25 protein-coding genes are annotated in these 26,526 nt (G+C 60.7%); 12 read left to right on the top strand and 13 right to left on the bottom strand.

Translation table 11 applies throughout. The annotated features are described in order from the left end of the window. Positions 1-11: 11 nt before the first annotated feature. The 3 genes from bcp to ACYVM5_RS13590 form a co-directional block, all read right to left on the bottom strand. A complete protein-coding gene (bcp, locus tag ACYVM5_RS13600; RefSeq protein ID WP_460618655.1) occupies positions 12-461 on the bottom strand; it encodes a peroxiredoxin in 450 nt (149 codons plus the stop codon). A gap of 223 nt (positions 462-684) precedes the next feature. After that, positions 685-2,688 carry a M23 family metallopeptidase gene (locus ACYVM5_RS13595; RefSeq protein WP_460618654.1) on the bottom strand — a complete coding sequence of 668 codons (2,004 nt, stop codon included), beginning with the start codon at positions 2,686-2,688 and terminating at the stop codon, positions 685-687. Positions 2,689-2,843: 155 nt separating this feature from the next. Continuing rightward, on the bottom strand, positions 2,844-3,458 hold the full coding sequence (locus tag ACYVM5_RS13590; RefSeq protein WP_460618653.1) for a fumarylacetoacetate hydrolase family protein: 615 nt from the start codon (positions 3,456-3,458) through the stop codon (positions 2,844-2,846). A gap of 180 nt (positions 3,459-3,638) precedes the next feature. On the opposite strand from ACYVM5_RS13590, the gene ACYVM5_RS13585 reads away from it, so the two are divergent. Together ACYVM5_RS13585 and ACYVM5_RS13580 are read left to right on the top strand one after the other, a co-directional pair. Beyond that, the gene (locus ACYVM5_RS13585) at positions 3,639-4,436 is read left to right on the top strand and encodes a M48 family metallopeptidase (protein ID WP_460618652.1); all 798 of its coding nucleotides are present in this window, start codon (positions 3,639-3,641) and stop codon (positions 4,434-4,436) included. 90 nt (positions 4,437-4,526) lie between these two features. Beyond that, a complete protein-coding gene (locus ACYVM5_RS13580; RefSeq protein ID WP_460618651.1) occupies positions 4,527-5,087 on the top strand; it encodes a hypothetical protein in 561 nt (186 codons plus the stop codon). A 123-nt stretch (positions 5,088-5,210) separates the two neighbouring features. Here the strand turns inward: ACYVM5_RS13580 and ACYVM5_RS13575 are convergent, their stop codons facing one another. Continuing rightward, positions 5,211-5,921, bottom strand: coding sequence for an alpha/beta fold hydrolase (locus tag ACYVM5_RS13575; RefSeq protein ID WP_460618650.1), 711 nt, complete (start codon positions 5,919-5,921; stop codon positions 5,211-5,213). Between the two features lie 2 nt (positions 5,922-5,923). Continuing rightward, positions 5,924-7,318 carry a UDP-N-acetylmuramate--L-alanine ligase gene (locus tag ACYVM5_RS13570; RefSeq protein WP_460618649.1) on the bottom strand — a complete coding sequence of 465 codons (1,395 nt, stop codon included), beginning with the start codon at positions 7,316-7,318 and terminating at the stop codon, positions 5,924-5,926. Between the two features lie 396 nt (positions 7,319-7,714). Between ACYVM5_RS13570 and dnaB the strand changes: the two genes are divergently transcribed. From dnaB to ACYVM5_RS13555, 3 genes are read left to right on the top strand one after another with little or no spacing between them, the layout of a single operon-like run. Further along, positions 7,715-9,250 (top strand): replicative DNA helicase, encoded by a 1,536-nt coding sequence (gene dnaB / locus ACYVM5_RS13565; RefSeq protein WP_460620186.1) that lies wholly within the window; start codon positions 7,715-7,717, stop codon positions 9,248-9,250. 3 nt (positions 9,251-9,253) lie between these two features. Beyond that, positions 9,254-9,673, top strand: a complete 420-nt coding sequence (locus tag ACYVM5_RS13560) for a hypothetical protein (RefSeq protein ID WP_460618648.1) — start codon at positions 9,254-9,256, stop codon at positions 9,671-9,673. A 15-nt stretch (positions 9,674-9,688) separates the two neighbouring features. Further along, entirely contained in the window at positions 9,689-10,474 is a 786-nt protein-coding gene (locus tag ACYVM5_RS13555) for a sulfite exporter TauE/SafE family protein (RefSeq protein ID WP_460618647.1), read from the top strand. A gap of 71 nt (positions 10,475-10,545) precedes the next feature. Here ACYVM5_RS13555 and ACYVM5_RS13550 read toward each other — a convergent pair whose 3' ends face one another. The 4 genes from ACYVM5_RS13550 to ACYVM5_RS13535 form a co-directional block, all read right to left on the bottom strand. After that, positions 10,546-11,493 carry a T9SS type A sorting domain-containing protein gene (locus tag ACYVM5_RS13550; RefSeq protein ID WP_460618646.1) on the bottom strand — a complete coding sequence of 316 codons (948 nt, stop codon included), beginning with the start codon at positions 11,491-11,493 and terminating at the stop codon, positions 10,546-10,548. A 392-nt stretch (positions 11,494-11,885) separates the two neighbouring features. Next, entirely contained in the window at positions 11,886-13,124 is a 1,239-nt protein-coding gene (locus tag ACYVM5_RS13545; RefSeq protein ID WP_460618645.1) for a PepSY-associated TM helix domain-containing protein, read from the bottom strand. Positions 13,125-13,179: 55 nt separating this feature from the next. Continuing rightward, a complete protein-coding gene (locus ACYVM5_RS13540) occupies positions 13,180-15,654 on the bottom strand; it encodes a TonB-dependent siderophore receptor (protein WP_460618644.1) in 2,475 nt (824 codons plus the stop codon). 266 nt (positions 15,655-15,920) lie between these two features. Next, complete coding sequence (locus tag ACYVM5_RS13535) at positions 15,921-16,973, bottom strand: LLM class flavin-dependent oxidoreductase (protein WP_460618643.1); 1,053 nt, start codon at positions 16,971-16,973, stop codon at positions 15,921-15,923. A 135-nt stretch (positions 16,974-17,108) separates the two neighbouring features. On the opposite strand from ACYVM5_RS13535, the gene ACYVM5_RS13530 reads away from it, so the two are divergent. Next, positions 17,109-17,822: a dienelactone hydrolase family protein gene (locus ACYVM5_RS13530; protein WP_460618642.1), complete on the top strand. Its 714-nt coding sequence runs from the start codon at positions 17,109-17,111 to the stop codon at positions 17,820-17,822. Positions 17,823-17,898: 76 nt separating this feature from the next. On the opposite strand, the gene ACYVM5_RS13525 is transcribed toward ACYVM5_RS13530, so the two are convergent. Continuing rightward, a complete protein-coding gene (locus ACYVM5_RS13525; RefSeq protein ID WP_460618641.1) occupies positions 17,899-18,951 on the bottom strand; it encodes a bile acid:sodium symporter family protein in 1,053 nt (350 codons plus the stop codon). 210 nt (positions 18,952-19,161) lie between these two features. Next, positions 19,162-19,665, bottom strand: coding sequence for a hypothetical protein (locus tag ACYVM5_RS13520; RefSeq protein WP_460618640.1), 504 nt, complete (start codon positions 19,663-19,665; stop codon positions 19,162-19,164). 189 nt (positions 19,666-19,854) lie between these two features. On the opposite strand from ACYVM5_RS13520, the gene ACYVM5_RS13515 reads away from it, so the two are divergent. The 6 genes from ACYVM5_RS13515 (at position 19,855) to ACYVM5_RS13490 (ending at position 24,605) form a co-directional block, all read left to right on the top strand. After that, positions 19,855-20,913: an SDR family NAD(P)-dependent oxidoreductase gene (locus ACYVM5_RS13515; protein WP_460618639.1), complete on the top strand. Its 1,059-nt coding sequence runs from the start codon at positions 19,855-19,857 to the stop codon at positions 20,911-20,913. Between the two features lie 94 nt (positions 20,914-21,007). Beyond that, the gene (locus tag ACYVM5_RS13510; RefSeq protein ID WP_460618638.1) at positions 21,008-21,757 is read left to right on the top strand and encodes a prolipoprotein diacylglyceryl transferase; all 750 of its coding nucleotides are present in this window, start codon (positions 21,008-21,010) and stop codon (positions 21,755-21,757) included. A gap of 62 nt (positions 21,758-21,819) precedes the next feature. Further along, positions 21,820-22,419 carry a tetratricopeptide repeat protein gene (locus tag ACYVM5_RS13505; RefSeq protein WP_460618637.1) on the top strand — a complete coding sequence of 200 codons (600 nt, stop codon included), beginning with the start codon at positions 21,820-21,822 and terminating at the stop codon, positions 22,417-22,419. A 52-nt stretch (positions 22,420-22,471) separates the two neighbouring features. Continuing rightward, on the top strand, positions 22,472-23,878 hold the full coding sequence (locus ACYVM5_RS13500) for a radical SAM protein (RefSeq protein ID WP_460618636.1): 1,407 nt from the start codon (positions 22,472-22,474) through the stop codon (positions 23,876-23,878). Beyond that, positions 23,878-24,207 (top strand): hypothetical protein, encoded by a 330-nt coding sequence (locus ACYVM5_RS13495; RefSeq protein ID WP_460618635.1) that lies wholly within the window; start codon positions 23,878-23,880, stop codon positions 24,205-24,207. The genes ACYVM5_RS13500 and ACYVM5_RS13495 overlap by 1 nt, the downstream gene beginning before the upstream one ends. Positions 24,208-24,308: 101 nt before the next feature. Continuing rightward, complete coding sequence (locus tag ACYVM5_RS13490) at positions 24,309-24,605, top strand: hypothetical protein (protein WP_460618634.1); 297 nt, start codon at positions 24,309-24,311, stop codon at positions 24,603-24,605. On the opposite strand, the gene mutM is transcribed toward ACYVM5_RS13490, so the two are convergent. Together mutM and ACYVM5_RS13480 are read right to left on the bottom strand one after the other, a co-directional pair. Further along, complete coding sequence (mutM, locus tag ACYVM5_RS13485) at positions 24,561-25,427, bottom strand: Fpg/Nei family DNA glycosylase (RefSeq protein WP_460618633.1); 867 nt, start codon at positions 25,425-25,427, stop codon at positions 24,561-24,563. The two genes, ACYVM5_RS13490 and mutM, sit on opposite strands and share 45 nt — an antisense overlap. Positions 25,428-25,556: 129 nt before the next feature. Then, positions 25,557-26,471 carry a PhzF family phenazine biosynthesis protein gene (locus ACYVM5_RS13480; RefSeq protein ID WP_460618632.1) on the bottom strand — a complete coding sequence of 305 codons (915 nt, stop codon included), beginning with the start codon at positions 26,469-26,471 and terminating at the stop codon, positions 25,557-25,559. Positions 26,472-26,526: the final 55 nt, after the last annotated feature.

Below are 26,526 nucleotides of genomic sequence, written 5' to 3'. Positions count from 1 at the left end.
ACTTATCAGGGCTACTTCAGCAGTTGGGCGGCGTGCTCTTTGGTGTCGACTTTCTTGATAATCTTCTCAATCAGGCCGTTTTCGTCAATCAGGAACGTGGCGCGGACGGTGCCCATGTAGGTCTTGCCGTAGTTTTTCTTTTCCTGCCACACGCCGTAGGCCTGCACGATGGTCTTGTCGGTATCGACGAGCAGCGGAAAGGGCAGGTCGTACTTGAGAGCGAATTTCTTATGCGCGGCCTCGCCGTCAATGCTCACGCCGATAACCTGGATGTTGTGGGCTTTGAGCTCTTCCTGATGGTCGCGCAGGTTGCAGGCCTGGGCGGTGCAGCCGGGGGTGTCATCCTTGGGATAAAAGTAGAGGGCGACTTTCTGACCGTGGAAATCCTTCAGGGAAACAGTGTTGCCGTCCTGGTCCTGGGCGGTGAAATCGGGGGCGGGTTGGCCGGGTTCGAGGGGCATGGTGTAGGTGGTTGATTAACGAAGACGAAAGAACGGAAAACTCCCCTCCTTACCAAGGAGGGGATGTTTCAGCGAAGCTGAAACGGGGGTGGTTGTGGGCGTTGAATGGCGGTACTGGACTGGTTCGGGCGCTGTTCAACGCCACAACCACCCCAGCCAGCGCTTTGCGCCGGCATCCCCTCCTTGGTAAGGAGGGGAGTATTCCGCTTACTCCTCTCCGCCCCTACAAGCTCAGGGGAATCACCCGCTCGTTGCCGGCCTGGTCCGTCAGGCGTAATTCGGCGGGACCTTTCAAACGGGCACCAAGCGTATCCGTCGCCACCGAAAACAGCGTGGAATGCTTGTGCTCGAAGCGTAGCAAACGGAACTTGCCACCCACCAACAGGCGGTAGCTGGCCAGGCCGGAAAGGTCGTCGCCGACGCGGAAAAGCACCTGCCCGCCGGGCCGCCCGATGAGGCTGCCTTTGGGGGCCACGGTATCGGTGAGAATGCGGTAGGAGCCGAACTGGCGGATATTGGCCGTGATGTTGCCCTGCTCGTCCCACTTGCCGCCGAGGTAAGCCTTGCCGCCGGCCGCGGTAGCCGCGTAGATAGCGGTGCGGGCCGGGTCGGCGGGCGGGGCGACGGGCTTGAGCGTGAGCACGGCCGTGTGGTAGAGCGGCAGCAGCGGCGAGCCCACCGTCCAGAAGCCGCTGCCAGTGGGCTCGGGCTTGTAGCTGGTGCCCAGGTAAATGTTGCCAAACAGCGTTTCCTTGCCAAACATGACGTTGAGCTTGGCCGTGGCGTAGTTGGTTTCCTTGCCGGCCGGAATCATCACCTGCCGGTCGAATTTCTTCGTGATGCTGCCGAAGCGCAGGGAGTCGGGCAGGCCGGCGCGCAGGTCGTACAGGTACACGTTTTCGCTGTTCTGGGTGTAGCTGGGCTTTATTTCGAGGCGGCGGTTGCCGCGCAGCAGCACCAGGTTGGCCCCCACGGAGTCGGTGCTCGGGTCGGCGGCCACGGCTTTTAGCAAGTTGCGCGTCACCTCGAAGCGCAGAGCCGTCTTCTTCACCGTGCCGGAGCGGGTTTTGAAGTATTCGGGCTGCTCGCCGCGCAGCACCAGATGCAGGGGCGTCTGGTTGTTGTAGGAGTCGGCCAGGGTGATGTCGACGTTGTAGATTTTGCCGGCTTCCACGTTCAGGCGGCCCTTGCCGGGGCTGGTGGTGGCGTACATCAGCAGGTCGTTGCCGTCGTCGACCCACAGCTTTTGCAGGGTGCGGCCCTGGGTGTTCTGGTACAGGAAATCGACGAAGTTGCCCACCTGCCGGGTGCCCGTCGGGAAGGGTATCGCGTCGATGTTGTGCTGGTAAAACGGCTGTCCGTTCACCTTCACCGCCACTCGCTGGATGCCGTTCTTATTCCAGGCATTGTCAAATCTATCAAAGCCCTGAATCAGCAAGCCCACCGTGCCGAAACAGCTGATGGTATCTGCCCAGTTGGTGGCCACGCCCGGCCCCGGCTGCACCTTGGGCACAAACAGCGCCTTGGCAAACACATTCTTTACCCGCGCCTCAATGCCGAGCGGCTCCAGCGCAAACGCCTGCATGGTGGGCGCCACGTGGTCCTGAATCTCAGGGAAGCCGCCCCATTGCAGCGGGTTGTACTGCCGGTCCTGGGCGTCGCGCACTTCCCAGTGCAGGTGCGGGCCGGCCGAGCCGCCCGTATTACCGCTCAGCGCCACCAGTTCGCCCTTCTTCACCGGAAACCGGTCCTTCTCGAAGAAGCATTCCAGCTCGTAGCTCTGCTTGTCGTACTGCCGGCGCAGCAGCTCTGCCGCAAACGCGCCCTTGAACTCGTTCAGGTGCCCGTACACGGTGGTCAGGCCATTCGGGTGCGTGATGTAGAGCACGTTGCCGTAGCCGAAAGACGACTGCTTGAGGCGCGACACGTAGCCATCGGCGGCGGCGTACACGGGCTGGTTCACCCCGCCGCCGGTCTTGATGTCGAGGCCGCCGTGGAAGTGGTTGGGCCGAAGCTCGCCCATGCTCCCGGCCAGGAAGCCCGGCTTGCCCGGCGCAATGGGAAACATGAAATACCCCGGAGCCACGGTGGGCCGCCCGGCATTCAGCAGCTCGGTCAGGCTGTGGTCGTGGTCGGAAGAATCGGCCTCCTGCCCCCCTACCCGCCACGCCAGCAGCACCAAAAACACACTTACTATCAACCGCACACTCAGCTTTCCCTTTTGCACAATAACGCTTCTTTTAATTCAGCTAATTCTTGATGTCGATGAACGGGTGTAGAGACGCATACTGGCGTCTCGGCGTTCGCGCCGTCTGAACGCGCCTGGCGCCCCCATTCAACGCCGAGACGCCAGTATGCGTCTCTACACCCGTCCCTAATATTCTAACGAATCCCCAGTTCCAGCAGCTTCTCCCCTTCCAGAAACCCTTCCAGCTGGTCGCCCATTTTCACGGGCCCCACGCCGGCGGGCGTGCCGGTGAATATCAGGTCGCCCATTTTCAGGGAGATATATTTCGACACGAAGGCGATGATTTTGGCGAAGGGGTGCAGCATCAGGCCGGAGTTGCCGGTCTGGCGGGTCTCGCCATTCACCGTGAGATGAAAATTGATGTTGGCCAGGTCAGCAAACTCGGCCACGGGCTTGAAGGTGGGCGAAATCGGGGCTGAGCCATCAAAGGCTTTTGCCAGTTCCCAAGGCAGGCCTTTCTTCTTGAGCTCGGCCTGCAGGTCGCGGGCCGTGAAGTCGATGCCCAGGCCGATGGCGTCGAAGTAATTGAGGGCAAATTGCTCGTCGATGTGGCGGCCGTTCTTGCTCACGCGCAGCACCAGCTCCAATTCGTGGTGAATGTCCTGCGAGAATTCGGGGATGAAAAACGGCTGGCCGCGTTGCAGCAGCGCCGTTTCGGGCTTCATAAAGATGACCGGGGCGCTGGGCACCTCGTTGTGCAGCTCGGCAATGTGGTCGGCGTAGTTGCGGCCGATGCAGATGATTTTCATGGCGACGGGAAAGGCGGGTCGTAGATATGTCAAAACTACGGCTCCCCGTTGGCTTACGGCAATCGGACGGCTGGTTTTTCCGGCCCGGTAGCCGGATAAAGCCAAAACTTTACCCCGCCCTGCTGCCGTATAGGCCGCAACGGCAGCCCGCGCTGCCACCCATCTTTCTTTCTCACTCCCATGCTTAGAAAACTCACCCTCGTAGCCAGCCTAGCCTTTCTGGCTGCCTGCTCCACGGTGCCCATCACGGGCCGCCGCCAGCTCAGCCTCGTAAGCGACAGCGAAATCAACACCCTGGCCGCCACGCAGTATCGCGACGTCATCGCCAAAGGCCCGCTCTCCAATAACTCGCAGCAGGTGGCCATGGTACGGAACGTAGGCCAGCGCATTCAGGCGGCCGTGGAAAGCTATTTCCGCCAGCAAAACGCCTCCGACCAGCTGGCCGGCTATCAGTGGGAATTCAATGTAATTCAGGACGATGCCCAGCAGAATGCCTGGTGCATGCCCGGCGGCAAAGTGGCCGTGTACACCGGCATTCTGCCCATCACGCAGGACGAGAACGGCCTGGCCGTGGTGATGTCGCACGAAATTGCGCATGCCGTGGCCAAGCACGGTTCCGAGCGCATGAGCCAGGGCCTTGTGCAGCAGCTGGGCGGGCAGGCCCTATCGGCCGCGCTCTCCACCAACAGCGCCGCCACGCAGCAATTGGCGTTACAGGCCTTCGGTGTGGGCTCTCAGGTGGGCTTGCTGAAATACGGCCGCAACCAGGAATCGGAAGCCGACCACTTGGGGCTGATTTTCATGGCCATGGCCGGGTACAATCCCGACGGCGCCATTACGTTCTGGCAGCGCATGGATGCCCGCGAGAACCAGGCTTCGCCGCCCGAATTCCTTTCCACTCACCCTTCCAATGGCACCCGCATCGCGGATATTCAGCGCGAATTGCCGGAAGCCCGTAAGTACTACAAGCCCCGCTAGCACGCGGCACTCAATCAGCACTGAGGAATGAGGAATTGCCGTTCAACCAATTAATTCTTCATTCCTCATGCTTCATTCCTCATTGCCTTTATGAAATATCTGCCTCGTCTACTCGGTTTGAGCCTGTTGAGCATTTTAGTAATGCTGCTGGCCATGTCGTGCGAAAGCACCAAACCAGCCGAGTTCGGCAGTCCCAACCGCATCAAGGGCGAGGCCATTGCCAAACCCGAAAGCCGGCAAATCGTGCATTTCACCGACAGCTCCACGGAGTACACCACGCCCCGCAGCGAGCTGGCCAAAGCCTTCATCCGGCAGTTCGGCGACGGCACGGTGGTCGATAAAATTCAGGTGCGCAAAGCCCCCGCCGGCCCCGACGAGCCGGTGAGCTACTACCTCATTGGCATGGGCCTGCGCAATGGCATGTTCCGGGCAATGGCCCTGCCCCTCACTGCCGGCGGCGACAACACTTACTACCTGCGGCCCACCGCCGAGCGCTACACCATCACCGGCCAGGGCTGCCCCATGTGCTTCTTCAATTTTGAAAACGGTCGCATCGTGGGCAGCACCTGCGGCGAGAAAGTGGGCGGCAGCACCTGCGACCTGAAAGTGGACACCAACAATTCTCTCTTTTCCTCGGCCGCTGCAAAATGAACACGCGCAACAAATGGCTGCTACGGGCCGCCCTCACGGCACTGGCACTGCTCATTACCACCGATAAGAAACGGCCGCCTGCACCCATCGAACCAAAAAAGCCCGCTGAATAGCGGGCTTTTTTTATCCTTTCTGCCCCGGATTTCCCAAGGCAAAATTCCGGATGCAAGCCGCCAGCAGCTCCGGATTAGCCTGCTCCAGCGGATGCCCAGTGTCGGGCAGTAGCTCGAAGCGGGCCCGGGGCAGCCTCGCCGCCAATGCCCGGCCCGTCGGGCTGCCGGCCGTGTGGTCGGCATCGCCCACCAGCAGCTGCAGCGGCACGGGCAGCGCCGCCAGCGCCTCGGTGGAGAGCGGCGGACTGGCCCCGGCGGCCGTCATCAGGGCGGCAGTGGCGCGTAGCACGGCGGCCCAGTCAGCGGGCGCATGGCGCTGACGCAGGGCTTCGGCGAAGGCCGGGACCTTGGCCAGTATCTTTTCGGGGTCGAGAAAACGGGTTTCGGCAGCGGCTGATTCCGGCGACCAGTCCAGTTTGGTGCCCAGTGTGCTGACGCTGGCGAACCGGGCGGGCTCCTGCGTGGCGCCCAGCAGGGCTGCATAGCCGCCCATGCTATAGCCGAATACGTGCGCCGGACCGGCTTCGTGCTCCGCTAAAAACGTCAGCACTTCATCGGCAAAGTGCTGCAGCTTGAACGTATCGGGCTGGACCTCCCTCCCACCGTGGCCCGCAAACGCCAGCATTTTCACATCGAAGTCGGCCGCCAACAGCCCGGCCAACGGCTTCAGGGTTTCGGGGCTGCCCAGCGCCCCGTGCAGCAGTAGCAGCGTTGGTTTCATGCTTAGCCGGTGATTTCGGCGGCCAGCCCGGCCAAGTCCAGCCCGTCGAACGTGCCCGAGGACATGAGCAGCAGGTTGGCATTGTCCCAGGACTGGCTTTTCAAAAACGCGGCCAGCTCGGCGCTATTGGTAATAACTTTGATATCAGGTCGCTGGAAGGCTTCGGCCACGGTAGCGGCAGCCAGCGGCGGCAGGCGCTTGTGCTCCAGCACGTGCGGGTTGAAGTACACCACCGCCACGTCGGGCGCATCGAAGCAGTGCGCATACTGCGGCAAAAAGGCCGGGTTGAGGCTGCTGAAGGTGTGCAGTTCCAGACAGGCCACCAGGCGGCGCTGCGGAAACTGCTTTTTCAGGGCCGTGGCGGTGGCTTTGAGCTTGCTGGGCGCGTGGGCGAAATCTTTGTAGACCACCGAGGTAGCACCTTCACGCACCAGTTCCAGCCGCCGCGCCGCGCCGGGGAACGTGGCCACCGCCCGGAAGAAATCCTTGCCTTTGATGCCCAGCTGCTTGCACACTTCCTTCGCGGCCGAAATATTACGCAGGTTGTGCTCGCCAAATACCTGCACGGGCACCTCTTCGTCCTTTTTGGTGATGAGGAACGTGCGGCCGTCGCGGATAACGTGCTCGTGCGGCCCGTAGCCGATGTAGGTGACGTCGGGGTTGGTGGGCACGCTCACGAGTTGCACCTGCTCGTCGTCGCGGTCGTAGATAAGGACGCCGGCTTTGGGCGTCATATCGGCAAAAATGCGGAACTGCTCGCGGTAGATTTCCTCGGTCGGAAACACGTTGATGTGGTCCCAGCTGATGCCCGAAATCACGCCAATGTGGTGCTGATAGAGATGAAACTTGGGCCGCCGGTCCACCGGCGACGACAGGTATTCGTCGCCTTCGATGATGATGATGGGCGCATCGTCGGTCAGTTGCACCATCAAATCGAAGCCCGCCAGCTGCGCGCCCACCGCATAGTCGAACTTGCGATTGTGGAACCGCAACACGTGCAGAATGCAGGCCGTGATGCTGGTTTTGCCATGCGAGCCGCCGATGACGATGCGCTGCTTGTCGCGGCTGGCCTCGTAAATGTATTCGGGGAAAGAGTAGATTTTCAGGCCCAATTCCTGAGCCCGGAGCAGCTCGGGGTTGTCGGGGCGGGCGTGCATGCCCACGATAACGGCCGTGAGGTCGGGCGTGATGCGGGCCGGGTCCCATCCTTCCTGGGCCGGCAGCAGGCCGGCGGCGGCGAGGCGGCCTTTGGCGGGCTCGAAAATTTCATCGTCGGAGCCCGTGACGCGGGCGCCGCGGCGGTGCAGGGCCAGCGCCAGGTTGTGCATGATGCTGCCGCCCACTGCGATGAGGTGAATGGCTTCGGGGGAGGTGGCGGGGCTGGAGGAGGATTCCAAATCAGGGTTGTCGTTAGTTGTCTTTTGCTCGTTGTCGGTTGTTAGTCAGGGTTTGGCGGGGAACAATATTCCGGCGCGGCGCGGGCCAACGCACAAAACGGCCACCGCCAACGAGCCCCTGACAATCAGAAAGCAAGGGCGCGAAAGTACAAAGGCCGGGCCGCCGCCGCCATTCCCGGCCCGAAAGAATAGCGGGCGCGAGCCAATCTTTTCCGTATCGTCGGGGTTAACTTTGTGTATATCGTGGCCGGCTCGGTTTTATTTCCCGGGCCGGCCTCGTTGTCCCCGCTATTTCGTTACCTTAGCTAGCCACCTTTCCCTATGCCCGACCAAATGGATGACCGCCTGAAGCAATCCGCCGCCCGTGCCAAGGCGGCTTGGACCAATCGGGGCGGCATGGTGGTCCCCCAGAATGCCAGTGCGGCCGGCAAGCTGCCGCCCCAGGCCCCCGAGCTCGAAATGGCCGTGCTCGGCGCCCTGATGCTGGAAAAGGATGCCCTCACCTCGGTGATTGACCTGCTCAAGCCCGAGAGCTTTTATAAAGACAGCCACCAGCGCATTTACCGCGCCGTCATTCGGCTGTTCGATAAGTCGGAGCCCATCGACCAGCTCACCGTGGTGCACGAGTTGCGCGAGATGGGCGAACTCGAGGCCGCCGGCGGCCCCTTCTACGTGGCCAACCTGACGCTGAAAGTGAACTCGGCCGCCAACGTCGAATACCACGCCCGCATCATCACCGAAACCGCCATCAAGCGCGAGCTGATTCGGATTTCGAGCGAAATTCAGCGCGATGCTTTCGAGGACACGACGGATGTGTTCAAGCTGCTCGATGATACCGAGTCGGCCCTGTTTGAGGTATCGGAATCGAACATCCGCAAGAACTTTGATGACATGCGGAGCCTGATGGGCAAGGCCATCAAAGAGCTTGAGGAAAAGAAAAACCAGTCGGATGGTTTGACCGGGGTACCCACCGGCTTCTCGGCCCTGGACCGCGTCACGAGCGGCTGGCAACCGTCTGACCTTGTGATTATTGCCGCCCGCCCGGGCATGGGCAAAACCGCCTTCGTGGTATCGGCCATGCGCAACGCGGCGGTCGATTTTAAGAAAGCCGTGGCCATTTTCTCGCTGGAAATGTCCTCGCTCCAGCTTGTCAATCGTCTGATTTCGGCCGAAGCAGAGCTGGATTCTGAGAAAATCAAGAAAGGCAGCCTCGCCGACCACGAATGGCAGCAGCTCAACCACAAAATCACGGCCCTCTCGGCCGCGCCCATCTACATTGATGATACGCCGGGCCTGAGCATCCGCGAGCTGCGCACCAAGTGCCGCCGCCTGCGCTCGCAGAAGGACGTGCAGATGATTATCGTCGACTACCTGCAGCTGATGAGTGGCAACACCGACGGCCGCGGCGGCAACCGTGAGCAGGAAATCGCCAGCATATCGCGGGCCCTCAAGGGCATTGCCAAGGAGCTGAACGTGCCCGTACTGGCGCTGTCGCAGCTTTCGCGCTCGGTGGAAACGCGGGGCGGCGACAAGAAGCCGCAACTGAGTGACCTGCGTGAATCGGGCTCCATCGAGCAGGATGCCGACATGGTAATCTTCCTCTACCGCCCCGAATACTACGGCCTCGACCAGGACGCCGAGGGCAACTCGACCCAGGGCGTGGGCGAAGTCATCATCGCCAAGCACCGGAACGGCTCACTCGAAACCGTGCAGCTCAAGTTCATCGGCAAGTTCACCAAGTTCGCCGACCTCGACGGTGTGGGCGGCGGCTTCGACCCCAGCGGCTACCAGCCCATGGGCCTGCCCGCCAGCAACTTCGACAACGAGCCGAGCCCCTTCGCCCCCACGACCATTCGTCTGGGCTCGAAGATTAACGAGTCGCCGGTGCCTTTCCCGAAGAGCAACAGCTTCGGCGAGGAGCCACCGTTCTAGGCCATGCAGTTTGGCAGCGCAGTAACGGCGCATCCCCCACGCCGTCCTCTTTATTCGGCGGGGGGCATTCGGCTTTTATCGCTGCTGTTCAACCCCGTAGTGGGCGGAGCAATGACCGCGCGGAACCTGAAAGATGTGCAGCAGCCGGGAACTGCCCGTATGGCTTTGGTCTGCTGCATCCTTTACACGGTGCTCACAATGTACCTGTTTGCCCGCTTTTTGCCATTGCTGTTTATGCCGTGGTTTTCTTGGCTCACCAGCATACTGGCTGGGCTGGCGCTGGAGACTTACGCCAAGCGTTTTATCACTGATTGGCACACACTTCCAGTGAAAAGCAACTTTAAGCCAATAGTTATTTGCTTGCTTGTACCCGGGCTGCTATTCGGGCTGGCTTTTATTGCCGCGCCGCAACATGCTCGTTAGTTTACTTACCATTATATGACTGATAGCATTGCCGTGCCCGTGTTGGCACTGTTAAGCTTTTTCGCCTTTCTGGCCGGTTTTATCGACTCGATGGTGGGTGGCGGTGGGCTGATTCAGCTGCCGGCCCTGCTATTGCTACTTCCCAACGTGCCCGTTCCCACCGTGTTGGGCACTGGCAAGGTGGCCAGTCTGGCGGGCACGTCGGCCTCGGCATTTCGCTATTTAAAAGGCCTCACAGACGTACCCATTCGTTGGCGCACGGTGGCGGTGGCGGCCGTGGTGGCGGGCTGCTTCGCGCTGCTGGGGGCCCGCGCCGTGAGCGGCCTCAACAAAGAACTGGTGAAGCCGCTGGTACTGGCGCTGCTGGTGCTCATGGCCGCTTACACCTTCTGGCGCAAGGACTTTGGCAGTTTGCACGCACCGCGCCTGCACGGCCGCCGCGAGTTGTGGACGGGCGTGGCCCTGGGGGCGAGCATCGGGTTTTACGACGGTTTTTTTGGGCCGGGCACGGGCAGTCTGCTGCTGTTTGCCTTCGTGGGGCTGTTTGGCTACGACTTTCTGGCGGCTTCGGCCTCGGCCAAAGTGGTGAACGTGGCCACCAACATTGCCGGGCTGGCCTACTTCGTCTCAACCGGGCAGGTGCTGTACCAGGTGGCGCTGCCCATGGCGGTGTGCAACGTGCTGGGCTCCATGCTGGGCACGCGGCTGGCCATGCAGCGCGGCACAGGCTTTGTGCGCGTGCTGTTTCTGGTGGTAGTCAGCGTGTTTATCCTGAAATTGGGTTGGGAGACGTTGGCCTGAAACAGCAAGTGCCCCGAATTGCGATATTCGGGGCACTCGGTTAAGCAGTTAGCCGGCGGTTCTGGCCGGTTCTATTCAGCAGCGGCCCTCACGAAGCGGGTGCTGCTGCCGGTGCTCAGGTCACGGACAAAGTACACGCCACCGGGCAGGGCACGCACATCGAGCACTGGGCCGGCGCCATTTTGCACCTCCCCCGCCTGCAACTGTCGGCCCAGCTGGTCAAATAAGGCGTAGCGAGTGCCAACGGCTCCCGTAATCACCACGTTTTCAGTGGCCGGGCTGGGATACACGGCCAGCGGCTGGCTGAAAGCGCTGCTCTTCACCACCACCACGGGGCTGAAGCTGGTGATGCCGTCGCGGTCTACCTGCCGCAGCCGGTAGTAGCTGAGCGCCGCCGGACGGGCATCCACAAAATCGTACTGGGTGCGCTGCGACGTGGTGCCCGCCCCCTGCACCTGGCCAATGGCCCGGAAATTCTCCGGCGAATCGGCGGCCCGCTCCACAACGAAATGGTCGCTGTTGCGCTCCGAGGCCGTGCTCCAGGCCAATGCCACACCGCCCGCCGTGCTTTTGCCCTGAAAAGTTGCCAGCTCTACCGGCAGCGGCGTGAATGTACCGTAGGCCGAATACACATCGACATCGAAGCTCGCGTTTAGCAAACCCGAGATGCGCAACTCAACCTGATTGAAGGCTTTGTTCACCGGAAACTCCACGGTGGTCTTGCCCGCGCCCGCGCTTAGCGCACTTAGGCTGATGATGCTATTGAGCGGCATGCTCTCCTCATACGACGCATTCGAGCCCATATAAGTACGAATGGTCATGTTGCTCAACAGCGATAAATCCAGATTAGAGCCGGCCTGGATGATGAGGCCGGCCACGCCGCCCTGCGGCACCACCGAACCAAAACCCAGACGCAAACGGGCACTGCCAAGCAGTGCTGGAGCCGTCAGAGTGGCCGCCGTCATTGCTGAGTTGTCGATGGCATGCGCTGTATTGGCCGTATTCAGCGAGGAAGCCACGGCGCTAACGTATTGAAATTGAGCAGCCTGTGCTTGCCAAGCTGCGCAACATAGCAGAAGTGCCAATAAAATGATTCGAATAGAAGCGTATAGATTGAACATAAGCAGATGATTTAGTGAATCTTCTACCCGCGATGCAATCCATTTGCCAACTCATTCTTTTCATGGCAACTATTTGATTACCAATTATATAATATTATATAATTATTTTATAATCAGTACCAAAACTGGAAACCTGCTCCAAAATGGGAAGCCATTTTTATAATTATTCGTTTTACGCAACCTTTCTACTAATGGTTACAACAATCTATTCATCAGTAAATAGCGTAGGCAAAACCAAAGGCTTATAATATAATTAATTTAATAATTTTAATTCACAAAGCATTTCTTGCTCATCCTGCTACGTTTAGCGCCACAGTTTTTGGCTGCATTTTGCGGCGGCTTTTGCGCCGCCGGTTCAGCCACATGATGGTGCCGGTGATGGGGAACGTGGCCCCCAGCAGGCCAATAACAAAAGCCAGAATTTTGGTGGGCAAGCCAAAGATGGCCCCGGTGTGCACCGGCTTGAACAGGCCGCGAATGCGCTGGCCTACCGGGCGCTGCGCATACGTCTGACTGCTGATGACGCGCCCGGAATACTGGTCGAGGTACACTTCATCGGCGGCGTTTTCGGTGATGGCGCCGGGGCGCAGAATGGCTACGCGAATGCTGCCGGCAGGCTCTTTGGGCATCTGCACGGAGAATGACTCGGCATCCGGGGCTTGCTGGCGGGCCAGGGCCAGCACGGCATCAGCCGCGAAGGGGGCCGTGCCGGCCACAGCGGGCGCGGTTGAAGCAGGCGGCTCGGGGCGCTTCAGGGGCGAATGGGTGAGCTTGTTGATGCCCGCGCCCACCCAATCGAACGACATGCCCACGCCCGTGAGGGCCATGATGAACAGGAATACGGAAGCATAGAAGCCCAGCGAGATGTGAAAATCGTGGTTCAGGCGCTTCCAGCCACTGCCCCACTTCACCTTCAGGCGCGGCGTGAGGGCTTTGCGGGCGGTGGGCCACCACAGCACCAGCCCGGTGCCGAGAATGAACAGAAACACCGTGGCGCTCACACCCATCACGAGCTTGCCGATTTTGCCGGCCACCAGGCCGCGGTGCAACTGCTCCACGGTTTTGAAGAAGTTGTCGCGGGGGTTCAGCTCGCCGGTGATGGCGGCCGTGTAAGGGTTCACGAATATGCGGGGGCCACCGCCATCGCCTTTGCCGCCCTTGCCGCCTTTCTCAGGGCCTTTGCCAGGCATCCGGCTCTGGCTGCCGCGCTGGCCACCTTTGCCGTTCTTGCCCCCGGCATCGCCGCCGGCCAGGCTCACTTCCACGGTGCGGGCGGGGTCGGCGTAGAGCTTGAAGCCGCCGATTTTGGCTTTGGGCTTGTGGGCTTTCACGGCCTCAGCCAGTTGCGCCAGCGACAGGCGCGGCGTGGTAGCAGGAGCCACGAAGTAGCGCGCCGGGTGCCAGGCCTGCTCGATTTCCTGCTCGAAAGCCAGCACACTGCCCGTGAGGCATACAAACACAATAATGAGCCCCGAGGCCAGGCCCAGCCAAAGGTGAACGGTACGGAAAGCGGATTTAACCGGGGTCATAAGCTTGGGCAGGCGAGTTGTTTTGAAAGCGCGGCAATGCTGACAATGCGACCGATTACAGCTTGTAGGTGAGCGTGGTGGAGAAGGTGCGGGGCGCAATGGGGTTGGCGCTGTTGTCGTCGTGCAGGTTGTAGCTCAGCTGGTTGAGCAGGTTGGCCATTTTAAAGCGCACCGAGAACCGCTCGTAGGCGTAGCCCACCGAGGCATCGAACAGGAAGTAGTTGGGCAGGGCCAGGTACTTGTTGGTGTCCGTCACGGGGTTGCCTTTGGCGTCGTAGATGAGGCGCGGGTTGCGGCCGGCCAGGCGGTCGCCCACGTAGTAGCCGGTGGCGCCGGCACTCAGGCCGCGCAGGAACACATTGTCCCCAAACACCTTACCAAAGGAATAGAACAAGCTCAGGTTGGCGGTGTGGGCGGGGTTGTAGCGCAGGCGGCTGCCGTCCACGTAGAGCGTGCTATGGGTGTAGGCGGTGTTGTTGTAGCTGTAGCCGGCGATGAGCGAGATGCCGTTCACGGGGCGGCTCTGCACGTCTACTTCCACGCCCTTGCTCGTGACTTCGCCAGCCAGCTCCTGGGCACTGGGGAAGTTGGCGTTGTAGTTCGGGTTCAGGCCGCTGCCGAGATACTGCTGAATGGTTTGGGCCTGGTTGTTATTCACAATGTAATAAGCCGTTACATTGGCCGACAACGCGCCTTTGAACAAGTCATTTTTGATGCCGGCCTCAAACTGGTCAATCATTGAGGGGGGCAGGCTGCCGCCCTGGTTATCGGTCACGGTGTTGGCCTGGGGCGCGAAGGAATTGGAATAGGAAGCGAAGATGGCCGTGGTTTTGACGGGCTGGTACACCAGGCCCAGGCGCGGCGAGAAGGCGTTGTCGTAGCGGCGGTTTTCCTTCACCGTGGCCGGGTTGGTGGCGGGAGCAGTGAGGGCGGGGTAAGTGTACACGTCGCTGGGGGTTTCCTGGTAGCTCCAGCGCAGGCCGGCCAGCAGCTTCACGTTGTCGGTCAGGCTGATGAGGTCCTGGGCGTAGAAACCGGCGCGGCGGGTGTTGCCCAGCGTGCGGGTGTTGTAGCGCAGGGCATTGTAGCCGGTGGTGGTGCCTTTGGGCTGGCCCAGGCGGCGGCTGGGGTTCAGGATGTTGACCGAGTCAAACGCCTGGGTGGTGTATGCCAGCGTATTGGTGTTGTACTGGTCGGCATCGGCCCCCACCAGCAGCGTGTGGCCAATGCGGCCGGTACGGAAATTCCCCGTCAGGTCCACCTGGGCGAGGTAGTAGTTTTCGCCGGTTTCGGTGCGTTGCAGGCTGCGGAGCCAGTTGCCGTAGCTCTGACCGGGCTTGATGACGTTGGCGGTGGGCCGGCTGGCACTTTTCAACTCGTTGGCGTAGCGCTGGAACGCGCCCACGGCCCGCACCTGCCAGGTGCTGTTGAGGCGGGTGGTGAGGGTGGCGGTGGCGCTGGTCTGGTTGGTGGCGTTGGTGGCGTCGGCCGTGTTCAGGAAGCGGCTGCGCGAGTCCGAAATCTGGTAATCGACGGTGCCGATACCGAAATCCGGCGTGCGGTTGTCGCGCAGGTAGTCGCCTTCAATCACCAAATCGGTTTTGGGGCTGAGGCGGAACAACAGCGAAGGGTTGACGTACACGCGGTTACTCTTCACGCCGTCGCGGTAGCTGTCGGCCCGCTCCCAGGTGCCGTTCAGGCGGAAGGCTACTTTCTGGCTCTCTCCCACCGCGCCGTACACATCAAACTGGGGCTTCACGAAGCCGAAGCTGCCCACCCGCAGCCCTACCGAGCCGCCGCGCTCAAACTGCGGCTTCTTGGTCACCAGGTTCAGGATGCCACCCGCTGCCACGTTGCCGTATAGGATGGCCGCGCTGCCCTTCAGCACCTCCATGCGCTCCAGGGAGCTTACTTCCGGCATGATGCCGTTGTTGAAGCGCACCCCGTTTTTGAAGGTATTGGCGCTGGTATATGCAAAGCCGCGACTGGCGATTTCCTCCTGGGTGCCGCCGGTGGCGCCCATGACGTACACGCCGGCCACGTTGGCCAGCACGTCGCTCAGGCGCAGGGCCTGCTGCTGCTCCAGCACCGGCCGCTCGATGGTGAGCGTGGCCTGCGGGTTGTCGAGGGGCGCGATGGGCATTTTGCCCACGCTGGGGGTGCGCTGGTTCAGGCTTTTGGCACCGGTCACGGTTACTTCCTGAAGCTGCTGCTCGCCGCGGGCCAGCGTGAAGGGCGGCAGCGTGGCCGTCTGGCCGGGCTGCACTTCTACTGCTACTTCCTGGGCCTGGCAGCCCAGGCAGCTTACCACAAACGCCTGCCAGCCGGCCGGCACTTTCAGGGTGAAGGTGCCATCGGCGGCGGTCACGGTGCCGCGCTCGCTGCCTTTGAGGCGCACCGAAACCTGCTCGGCGGGCTGGCCATCGGCCAGCAGCACGCGGCCCGTCACGCTACCGTTGTTCTCACTGCTATGCTGCTGCTTATGATGCCGCATCGGCATATTCTGGGCAAACCCGGTGGCAGGCAACAAAGCAACAGAAAGCGACAGGAGCGGGACGAAGTACCTCATGAAGTTATTTAGACAGATTCAAAATAGAGCACAAAGGTGCAGCCTATTTAGAATCATTCCAAACTCTATTTAGAGTCATTCTAAATAATAATGTTGAGTTATTCGCGGCAAACCGGCCGATTTCATCAATACTATTTTGGAATATTCTAAAAATCAGATGACTACCAACAAAAACACCCGGCTGATGAGCCGGGTGTTTCACAACCATAAATCGATGGTAGGGCTGGCTATACCAGAGCGGCTTCCCGCTCCGCCGCCACCGGAGCGGGCAATTCGAAGACTTCAGCCAGCAACTCATAGGAGCGCAGACGGTCCTGGAAATCGGCGGTGATGGTGACGGCCGTGATTTCGTCCACACCATATTCGGCCGCCATTTGGGTGAACTGGGCGTGCACCTGCTCGGGGGTACCGCTCACCACGCGGTTGCGGTTGAAGGCGAGATGGGCCTGGTCTTCGGTAGAGAAGCGGTGGCTGCGCACCTCCTCAGTAGAAGGGAAGGTGCGGAATTCGCCCTTATTGAAACGAATCAGCTGCATGTCCATGGCTTTGCGCAGCTCGTCGGCCTTCTCCTCGGTATCGGCACAGAAGGTGAACACGGCCACGTTGGCCAGCGGTGCGGCCAGCTCGCGGCTGGGCCGGAACCGCTCGCGGTACTGGCGCACGGCCGCCGGGCCGCCGGCCCCGTTGATGAACTGGGCAAAGGAAAACGCCATGCCCAGGTGCGCGGCAAACAGGCCGCTCTGGCCGCTGGAGCTCAGCAGCCACAGCTCCGGTGCGGTGGCAGTGGAGGGAATGGCCATCACGCGCTCGTGAATGGTGTCGGGCACTTTCTCGTCGCGCAGGTAGGCTTGCAGGTCCATTAGCTGCTCCACGAAGTCCTGCTCGCTGAAAGTGTTGCTGGGGTTGAGGGCGTGGGCGGTGAGGCGGTCGCCGCCGGGAGCGCGGCCCATGCCCAGGTCGATGCGGCCGGGAAACAGGTTTTCGAGCAGGCGGAAGTTCTCGGCCACTTTCAGGGCCGAGTAGTGGGGCAGCATCACGCCGCCCGAGCCCAGGCGCAGGTGCTGCGTCTGGCTGCCGAGGTGGGCAATGAGGACTTCGGGCGTGGAGCCGGCCAGCGTGTTGGTGTTGTGGTGCTCGCTCACCCAGAAGCGGGTGTAGCCGAGGCGGTCGGCCAATTGGGCCAGCTGCACGGTTTCGAGCAGGGCCTCGCGGGCGGTGCTGCCGGGCCGGATGGGCGACTGGTCGAGGACGTTGAGACGGATTTTGGAAGTGGATTTCATAGCCGGGATATTTGAACAAGGAGGTAAACCGCTCCCAGCCTCATACGGTTTGGAACGGCGCACTGGATGGGCCGGGCGATGAACAATTGCCCGCTCAGCTGTTAAGGGCCGAAACAATTCTTTCCCCTTTATATAATGAGCGACCAAAACTTCGTCACCCTCACCGTGGCCGACGGTACCGAAATGCGCGCCTACACGGCTTTCCCCAGCAGCACCGGCCCCGTGCCGGGCATCATTCTGCTTCAGGAAGCCTTTGGTGTGAACCACCACATTCGCAGCGTGGCCGACCGGCTGGCGGCGGCCGGCTACGCCGTGGTAGCGCCCGAGTTATTCCACCGCACCGCCGCGCCGGGCCTGGAAATTGCCTATTCCGATTTCGGCACCGTGGCCATGCCCCACTACAGCGCCATCAACAACACCGACCTGACCTCGGACCTGCAGGCGGCCTACGACTGGCTCACATCGCAGCCGCTGGTGAAGGCCGATAAAATTGGCAGCATCGGCTTTTGCCTGGGCGGCCGGGTATCGTTTCTGGCCAATGCGGTGCTGCCGCTGGCGGCGGGCGTGTCGTACTACGGCGGCGGCACCCACACTATTGCCGACCGCGCCAAAGACCTGCACGGCACGCACCTCTTCTTTTGGGGCGGGCTCGATGCGCACATCGGCAAAGAGCAGATTAATCAGGTTATCGAGGCCGTGGAAGCAGCGAAGAAACCTTACATCAACACCGTCATCTCCTACGCCGACCACGGCTTCAACTGCGATGAGCGGCCCAGCTACCACCCCGAAGCTGCCAAGGAAGCCTGGGCGCTGACGCTGGCGTTTTTTGGCGAGAAGCTGGGCGCGTAGCTTCTGTAGGGAACAAAGAAGACCCGTCATGCTCATCGGGCGTCCGCGCAGTCGAAGCATGACGGGCTTTTTGGTGTTATCGAACTCTGACTACTGCCGCAGGCTCAGGCTCAATAACCACCGCCTGCCGGCCCAGGTACTGCGCCATGCTGCTGGCCAGAATAATCTGCAAGGCATGATAGAGCATCAGCGGCAATAGAATAAGGCCGGTGGCCGCGCTGGCCGGAAACAACAGGCTGGCCATGACGCTGCCGTGCACTAATGACTTTTTCGAGCCGCAGAACACGGCCACCACTTGGTCGGCGCGGGGGAAACTCAGGGCGCGGCTCAGGCCCCAGATGATGGCGAATACTAATAAGTACAGTACCACCATGCCCGCCCCCAGCTTGAAGACATCGGCCGGGCGGTAGCGGCTGAAAATGCCATCAGCGAAGGAATCGCAGAAGGCGGTGAAGACGATGAGCAAGATGGTGACTTGGTCGAAGATGCGCAGGGCAGCCTTGTGGCGGTCGGCGAAGGCGTGGAAGCGCGAGTTGAGCAGTACCCCCGCCCCTACCGGCAGCACCACCTGCCACAGCAGCTGCACCGCCAGGCTCCAGAGTTGGCCGCCGCCCGTGCCGGTGTGCAGAAACAAGCTGCACAGCAGCGGCGTGAGCACGATGCCCAACAGGCTGGAAATACTGGCGTTGAAAATGGCCGCCGGCAGGTTGCCACCCGCAATGCTCACCATCACCACCGACGTGGAAACCGTGCTGGGCAGCGCGCACAGAAAGAAAATGCTTTGCCAGAGCATCTCGCCGCCCTCGGCCCCGAAAAACGGCCGCACCAGCAGCGCCAGCGCCGGAAACAGCACAAACGTGCTGAGCTGTACCAATGTGTGCAGCTTCCAGTTGCGCATGCCATCGCGCAGCTTTTCAAAGCTCAGCTTGAGGCCATAAAAGAAGAAAACCAGCGCTACGCCCACCGTGGTGATGCTGTGCCAGGGCACTGGACTGGCCTTGCTGCCCAGGCCGGGCGCGAAATAAGCCAGCGCCACCACGCCCAGCAGCGCCAGCAGGAACCAGTCGAGCCCGGCGCGGGCTAAAAGGGCAACGAGGCGGTTTGGGGCTGGCGGCGGGGCTGGAGTCATGGGCAGGGATACGCCGGGAGCGGCGGTTGTGATGCGGGTGAGACAACGAAAAAGCGTCAGCCTCCTGAGAGCCTGACGCTTTTTCGGCATTGAATGATGAATCTGCTGTCATCCTGAGCGGAGCGAAGGACCTTATCACTGCTAAACAGTTTATTCTGATGTGATAGGGTCCTTCGCTCTGCTCAGGATGACAGTTTGAAGGCTAGGCTATTACTCGCCGGGTACGCCGCTGCCCAGGCCAGGGGCGGCGTTGCCCTGCACGCCCTGCACATTGGGTACGCCCATTTTCTCTTCGCGCTTGCGCTGATACTTGCCAAACTGAGCGGGGTTGAGCACGTCTTTCAGGGCTTCGAGGCGCGAGCGGCCGGCGCTTTCTACCACGCCAGCCAGCTTGCGCGGGTCGGCTTTGTAGCGCAAGCGGCCGGTTTCGACCTGCTCCACGGCCCGGCGGTTGATGACGCGCACCTTCTCGGTTTGCTGGGGGGTGAGGCCCAGGTTCTGCTGCATGTTGGCGGTGAGGGCATTGGCCTTGGCATCAACAACGGCATCAGGCGGTGCCACTATGGGGGGCTCGTCGGGTACGGTGGTTTTGGTTTTCACGCTGGGCTGGCCGGCGGGCTTCACCTTGGTTTTGACGGTGGCCTGCGCGTGGGCGGCCGGAGCCGCCGACAACACGGCCAGGGCCAGCAGCGGCGAGAGCAACAAGAGTTTCATAGAAAAGCGAAAAATCAAAAAACAGCGCCCGGAAACATAGCGCTATGACGGAGTAAATATCGGCCAAAAAGCCGGCTCATTTCATCCCGAACGCAGTGTTAACCACCTTTCGTGCCAGCCTGGGTTTAAAATTCGGGCCTCCGCTTCCGGCCTTGCAACCTTTCAGCCGCTTTTTCCATACTATTGACCATGAAACACGTGACCATGAAACACGCCAAACGCTCCAAATCCAACTGGCTGCTGGCCGCCGGCCTCGGCGCGGCTACCCTGGCCCTCACCATGTGGGGCAACCGGCGCGGCTCCTACGACCTGAGCGGCCGCGTGGTGCTCATCACTGGCGGCTCGCGGGGGCTGGGCCTGGTGCTGGCCCGCCAGGCCGTAGCCGAAGGGGCCCGCGTGGCCATCTGCGCCCGCGACGAGGCCGAGCTGGCCCGCGCCCGCCAGGACCTGCTCATGGCCGGCGCGGCCGAAGCCGACGTGCTGACCCTGGCCCGCGACATCACCAACGAAATAGAAGTGCGCACCATGGTGGCCGAAGTTGAAACCCGCCTCGGCCCGGTCGACGTGCTCATCAACAACGCCGGCATCATCACGGCCGGCCCGCTGGACAACATGGACGCGCGCGATTTCGAAGACTCGATGGCCGTGCATTTCTGGGCCCCGCTGCACGCCATGCAGGCCGTACTGCCCAGCATGCGGCGCCGGAGCGCGGGTCGCATCGTAAATATTTCGTCGCTGGGGGGCAAGGTGGCGCTGCCACACATGGCCCCGTACAGCGCCAGCAAGTTTGCGCTGGTGGGCCTTTCCGAAGGCTTTCGGGCCGAGCTGCACCAGCACGGCATTTCGGTAACCACCGTGTGCCCCGGCTTGCTGCGCACCGGCAGCCCCGACCATGGCGAGTTCAAGGGCCAGCAGCAGAAGGAGTTTGCCTGGTTCAGCATTGCCGATTCGCTGCCTGGCTTCACGCTCAGCGCCGAGCAGGCCGGCCGCCAAATCTGGAACGCCTGCCGCCGCGGCGACGGCGAGGTCATTCTCTCGCTGCCCGCCAAGTTTCTGGCCGCCTTCCACGGCTTGCTGCCCGGCACCACCACCGACATCTTGAGCTGGATGAACCGCGCCCTGCCCGCCACCGGCGAAAGCCCCGCCGCCAACGTGCGCCGCACCGGTTTCGAGAGCGAATCGGACATCACCCGCTCGCCGCTTACGGCCCTCACCCGCAAAGCCGCCGCGAAGAATAACGAGCTGTAGAGACGCATCTTTGCGTCTCGTCGTTTGCGCCGCGTGCTTTCCATCGTGCCGGGGCCTCGTTCAACGACGAGACGCAAACATGCGTCTCTACCTCATGCATTTCCCCGTCGAGCTAGCCCTGGGTCCTGCCCGCCTGCCCGTGCACCTGTTGTGCGAGGTGCTGGCCTACACCCTCGGCTTCCGCCTCTACCAGCACCTGCGCACCGGCACTCGCGACCGCATCAGCGACGCGCACCGACAATGGATTTTTGTAGGCGCCGCCGCCGGGGCCCTGCTCGGCTCGCGCCTATTGGGCCTGCTCGAGCACCCCGAGCTGCTGGCGCACCCGCCCGGCGGCTGGCTCTACTACTTCACCAACAAAACCATTGTGGGCGGCTTCCTGGGCGGCCTCATCGGCGTGGAGCTCACCAAAAAGCGCCTGGGCGTGAAGGCCAGTAGCGGCGACCTCATGGTGTTTCCTATCCTACTGGGCCTCGCCATTGGCCGGCTCGGCTGCTTTTTCAGCGGCCTGGAAGACGGTACCTACGGCACGGCCACCACTCTGCCCTGGGGTATCAACTTCGGCGATGGCGTGCGCCGCCACCCCACCAACATCTACGAAATCCTGTTTCTGGGGGCGCTGGCGCTGCTGCTGTGGCTGCTGGAACGGCGCACTTCTTTGGCCGATGGCCGGCGGTTTCAGCTGTTTCTGAGCGGCTATTTGCTGTTCCGGCTGCTGGTGGAGTTTATCAAGCCCACCGCGGCACTGCCGGGGCTGGGACTTACGGCGATACAGTGGGCATGTGTGGCGGGGCTGGGGTATTATGTTTGGGGGTGGAGTGTACTGAGGAGCAGTAGGTATTGAAATTCAAGCTGCATGTTCACGTAGTCGCATTGAAAAAACCTATAATTTGAAAGCAGACAAAAATGAAACAGATAATAACTTTAATTGCCTTATTAACGGCTTCATTTTCACAGACTGTATTTGGGCAGACAAACTACTTAGCTAACGGCAACAAATACCTTGCAAACGAGAAATACTCTGCTGCTGAAAGGGTTTTTAGAGAAGCTGTTAAAGCAGACAGCTCAAATTTAATTTATCAGTGCCAGCTTGCTTTATCATTGACACAACAAAGCAAATACGAGGAAGCAAATCATGTAATTGACAAAGTTCTTTCAAAGGACCCATCAAATATCGGGGCTTTGTGGTATGGCGGAGTAAATGGTTTCTCAAACGAGAAAGCAGAGTTCAGAAAGACAATAAGTTATTTCGAGAGAGTATTGCCCTTGCTTAAGGAAAACCAAGGTCAATTTTACTCTGCTAATTGGTTTATCGGCAAATCTTATCAAAACCTGCTTCAAACTACTGGAATCAGTTATGATGAAGCTTCTAGAATGCTGGAATGCTACGCTCTATATGTGCGACTACAACCAAATGCTGAAGACGCTTCTAAAATAGCAGCATTCGTCCAACACATAAAAGAGATTAGACCTCCAAATAATGTAAAGCTGTGGGTTAATAAGTAAGTTTTTAATTCATTCTGACCAATTGGCACACTACTGAATCAATAACATTCCCATGCCTGAACGTCCCTACACCTACTACGATTTCACGCTGAGCCTGTGCCCACAGTGCCTGCGCCGCATCGAGGCCAAAATTGTCTTTGAGGACGGGAACGTGTTCATGCTCAAGCGCTGCCCCGAGCACGGGCGGCAAAAGGTGCGTATTGCCACCGATATTGAGTATTACAAAAGCATCCGCAACTACGTGAAGCCCAGCGAAACGCCGCGCCGCTTCAACATGGCCACGCATTTCGGCTGCCCGTATGACTGCGGCCTGTGCACCGACCACGAGCAGCACAGCTGCCTCACCGTCATTGAGATAACCGACCGCTGCAACCTCACCTGCCCCACCTGCTACGCCGAAAGCAGCCCCACCCACGGCCGGCATCGCACCCTGGAAGAAGTGGAAGCCATGGTGGACCTGGTGGTGTCCAACGAAGGCGAGCCCGACGTGGTGCAGATATCCGGCGGCGAGCCCACGCTGCACCCGCAGTTCTGGGAAATTCTGGATATGTGCAAGCGCAAGCCCATCAAGCACCTGATGGTGAACACCAACGGCGTGCGCTTGGCCAAAGACGAGGCTTTCGTGGCGCGGCTGGCCACATATGCGGGCGCGTTTGAGGTGTATCTGCAGTTCGATTCCTTCCGCGAAAACGTGCTGATGACCATGCGCGGCCGCGACCTGCGCGAGGTGCGCCGGCAGGCTATTGAACATCTCAATAAGTACAACCTCAGCACCACGCTGGTCGTGACGCTGCAAAAGGGCCTGAACGACGATGAGATGGGCGAAATCATTGACTACGCGCTGAAGCAGAAGTGCATTCGCGGCGTCACGTTTCAGCCCACGCAGGCGGCCGGGCGGCTCGACAATTTCAACCCCGAAACCGACTCGTTTTCGCTCACCGAAGTGCGTCAGGGCATCATCGACCAAAGCCCGGTTTTCTCGGCCGAAGACCTGCTGCCCGTGCCCTGCAACCCCGACGCGCTGGCCATGGCTTACGCGCTGAAGCTTGATGGCGAGGTATTCCCCCTCACCCGCTACGTGGACCCCGCCGAGCTGCTCCAGAGCGGCGGCAATACCATTGTGTATGAGCGCGACCCGCGCCTGCGCCAGCACATGCTCAAGCTCTTCAGCACCGCCAATACGGTGGATACGGTGGTGCCCGAAATCAACCAATTGCTGTGCTGCCTGCCGCAGGTTTCGGCGCCCAATCTAGGCTATGATAATTTGTTCCGAATTATCATTCTGCAATTCATGGATGCGTATAATTTCGACGTGCGGGCGGTGAAAAAATCCTGCGTGCACATCGTGAGCAAGGATTTGAAAATTATTCCGTTTGAAACAATGAACATCTTCTACCGCGACCAGGAGAAACTGGCGCGGCTGGAAGAATTACGGACCGAGCGCACGGGAATTATCTAATGGCACCGAACCAGGAACCCGGACCACCGCCCGAACGCCCACGAGGCAGCGTAAGAGGCCCGCTGCTGCTCAATGCGGGCCTGATGCTGGTGCTCTATGTGGTAGCTTTTGCCGCAACCAGTGGCCGGCCCAGTGAAACGGCATATGCTTATTTCTTCGCGTTGACGGGTTTGTTTTGCCTCAACGTTTTGGCGGCCATCGGGCTGGCGTTTACGGGCCGCAGCCAGACGGTGATGGGCTGCATTTATTCCAGCATCGGCATTTTCCTAATTGGGCTGGGAAGCTGCGCCTACTCGCTGTCCCACATGCACATGGGAAGCATGCAGTGAGCAACAGGGGCACGCAGCCGTGCCCTGCCAATCGGCTGGCCCAAACACAGGATTTGCGGCATATCTTGTAGCATCAATTGCCAATCAACAAGCCGCTTATCATGCCTCCTACCTTTGGCAGCATTGTGCGCAACAACTTGCTGGCTGTGCTGGCAGCGGCCGTAGTATTCGGGCTGGCCGCGAAGCTCGTCAACCAGGCAGCGGCTTTCATTTTCGCGCTGGTCTATTTGGGGCAGGCATTGTTCAATCTGATTCTGGGGTTCACACACCTCGGCAGCAAGCCCGGTGAGCCCGGGGCCGCGCCCTATTTCCTGAGCATGCTGCTGGTGCTGATTATTGGGTTTGGGGCGTGCTCAGGCATTTTTGCGCTCGGTGGCGGGCTCGGCAATATGCACTGAGGCCGGCGCGGGCTGGCACTTGGGGCAGGTATAAGTTGCCCGGCCGCCCACGTATTCTTTCTCGATTTTCACCTTGGCATGGCGCGGGCAGAAGGTATGTGCATCAGAACCAGGCGTGGCCGATTCGTCCCACTCACGGGCGTGGATGAGGAAGGATTTGGGGAAATACTTATAGTTGGCTTCGTGTTCGATGGCCGTGGTCAGCACCAACTGAATGGCGGCGTGCAGGGCCTTGAATTCCTTCTCGGTGAGCGAGGAACCCAGCCGCTCCGGGTTGATTTTGGCTTGGAACAGCACCTCGTCCACAATCCAGTTGCCGAGGCCGGCAGTGATGCTTTGGTCGAGCAACAGGGGTTTCAGCAGCGTTTTGCGGCGGCTAAGCTTCTGGTGCAGTTCGGCCGTGGTGATGGCGAGGGCGTCGGGGCCAATTTTCTTAGCGGCCTGGTGGGCGGCAGCGCTATCGGCCAGCCGGATGCGGCCGAATTTGCGCGGGTCGATGAAGGCCAGGCGCAGGCCGGAATCGTCCAGGTGCAGGGCCACGCGGGTGAAGCGCGGGGCGTCGGGCTCGTCGCGGTAGGCCCCGATGTCGCCGGTCATCCCGAAATGCAGGACGAGAACTTTGCCGTTATCCAGCTCCAGAAAGCAGTTTTTGCCCAGCCGGCTGGTGCCCGTAATTGTGCGGCCCACGAGGCCGGCGCGGAGCTGGTCTTCGGGAGTGGCCAGCACGTGGGCATCGTTTACCTGCACGGCGGCAATGGTTTGGCCCACGGCGATTTCATCAATAAAGCGGCGGTAGGTTTCGACTTCGGGTAGTTCGGGCACAGAGGGAAGTGTTGAGTTTTGAGGGTTGACTGTTGAGTTTAATTGACCCTCATGCTTCGACTGCGCTCTGCATGATGGCCTTTTCGTTACGTTCTAACACCCCAAATCCAACTCCGGTTGCCTTTCCGGTTATAATTCCCCGCGCAGCCCGCCTTCCAGCAACACCACGCCGGTGCCACCAATCTGCACCGATTCAATGGCCTCGCGCACGCCCTGAATCCGCACCTGCACGGCGCCGGCGCGGCCCATGTCATGGCCCTGCTCAGCGATAAACTCGGGCGATTCGATGTAGCCGTGGTGCCAGAGGTAGGCCGCCATGCCGCCCGTGGCCGAACCCGTGACGGGGTCTTCCGACACATCGGGCGGGGTGCCGAAGTGGCGGGCGAAGGTGTGGCCGGCCGCGGTCGCGCCGCCCAAGCAAAACAGGTGCGGGCTGAAAAAGTCGCTTTCGGCGCGGTAGCGGCCTAGGGCGGCGGCATCGGCTACGTGGGCGCGGCGCAAAGCAGCGTGGTCGCGCAGCAGAATCATGAGCTGCGGCGTGCCGGTGCTCACCGTTTGGATGGGCGCGCCGGGCAGCAGGTCATCGGGCGTGAGGCCGAAGAGCGGCAGTACTACTTCCGGCACATGCGTAGCCCCGAAAACAGGCCGACGCTGCGTCATCCAGACCATGGCCGGGGTACCGGCCGCCCCCGGCAGCACATCCACCCGAATGGGGCCGTGCAGCAGGTTCAGCGTAAGCGTAAGGGCTTCGCCGGAAGTGGGCAGCACCACCCGGCCGGCGTGTAGCAACGCGGTGACGGTGGCAATGGTGGGATGCCCGGCCAGCGGAATTTCCTCTGCCGGTGTGAAGAAGCGCACCGTGAATTCGGTGCTGCCAGGCGCGGCACGGTTCACAAAAGCCGTTTCCGACTGGTTGAACTCGCGGGCCAGGCGTTGGCGCAACTTGGGGTCGAGGTCATCGGCATCGAGCACCACGGCGCAGGGGTTGCCACGCAGGGGCTCGGTGGTGAAAGCATCAATCAGCAGAAATGGCAGCGAAGACATAAGCAATGAAATGGTGGGGTGGGAAACCGGCCACGAAGGAACAACAGTCCATTGG

Source organism: Hymenobacter ruber (assembly GCF_054783255.1).
This window is presented reverse-complemented; position numbering and strand designations above follow the sequence as displayed.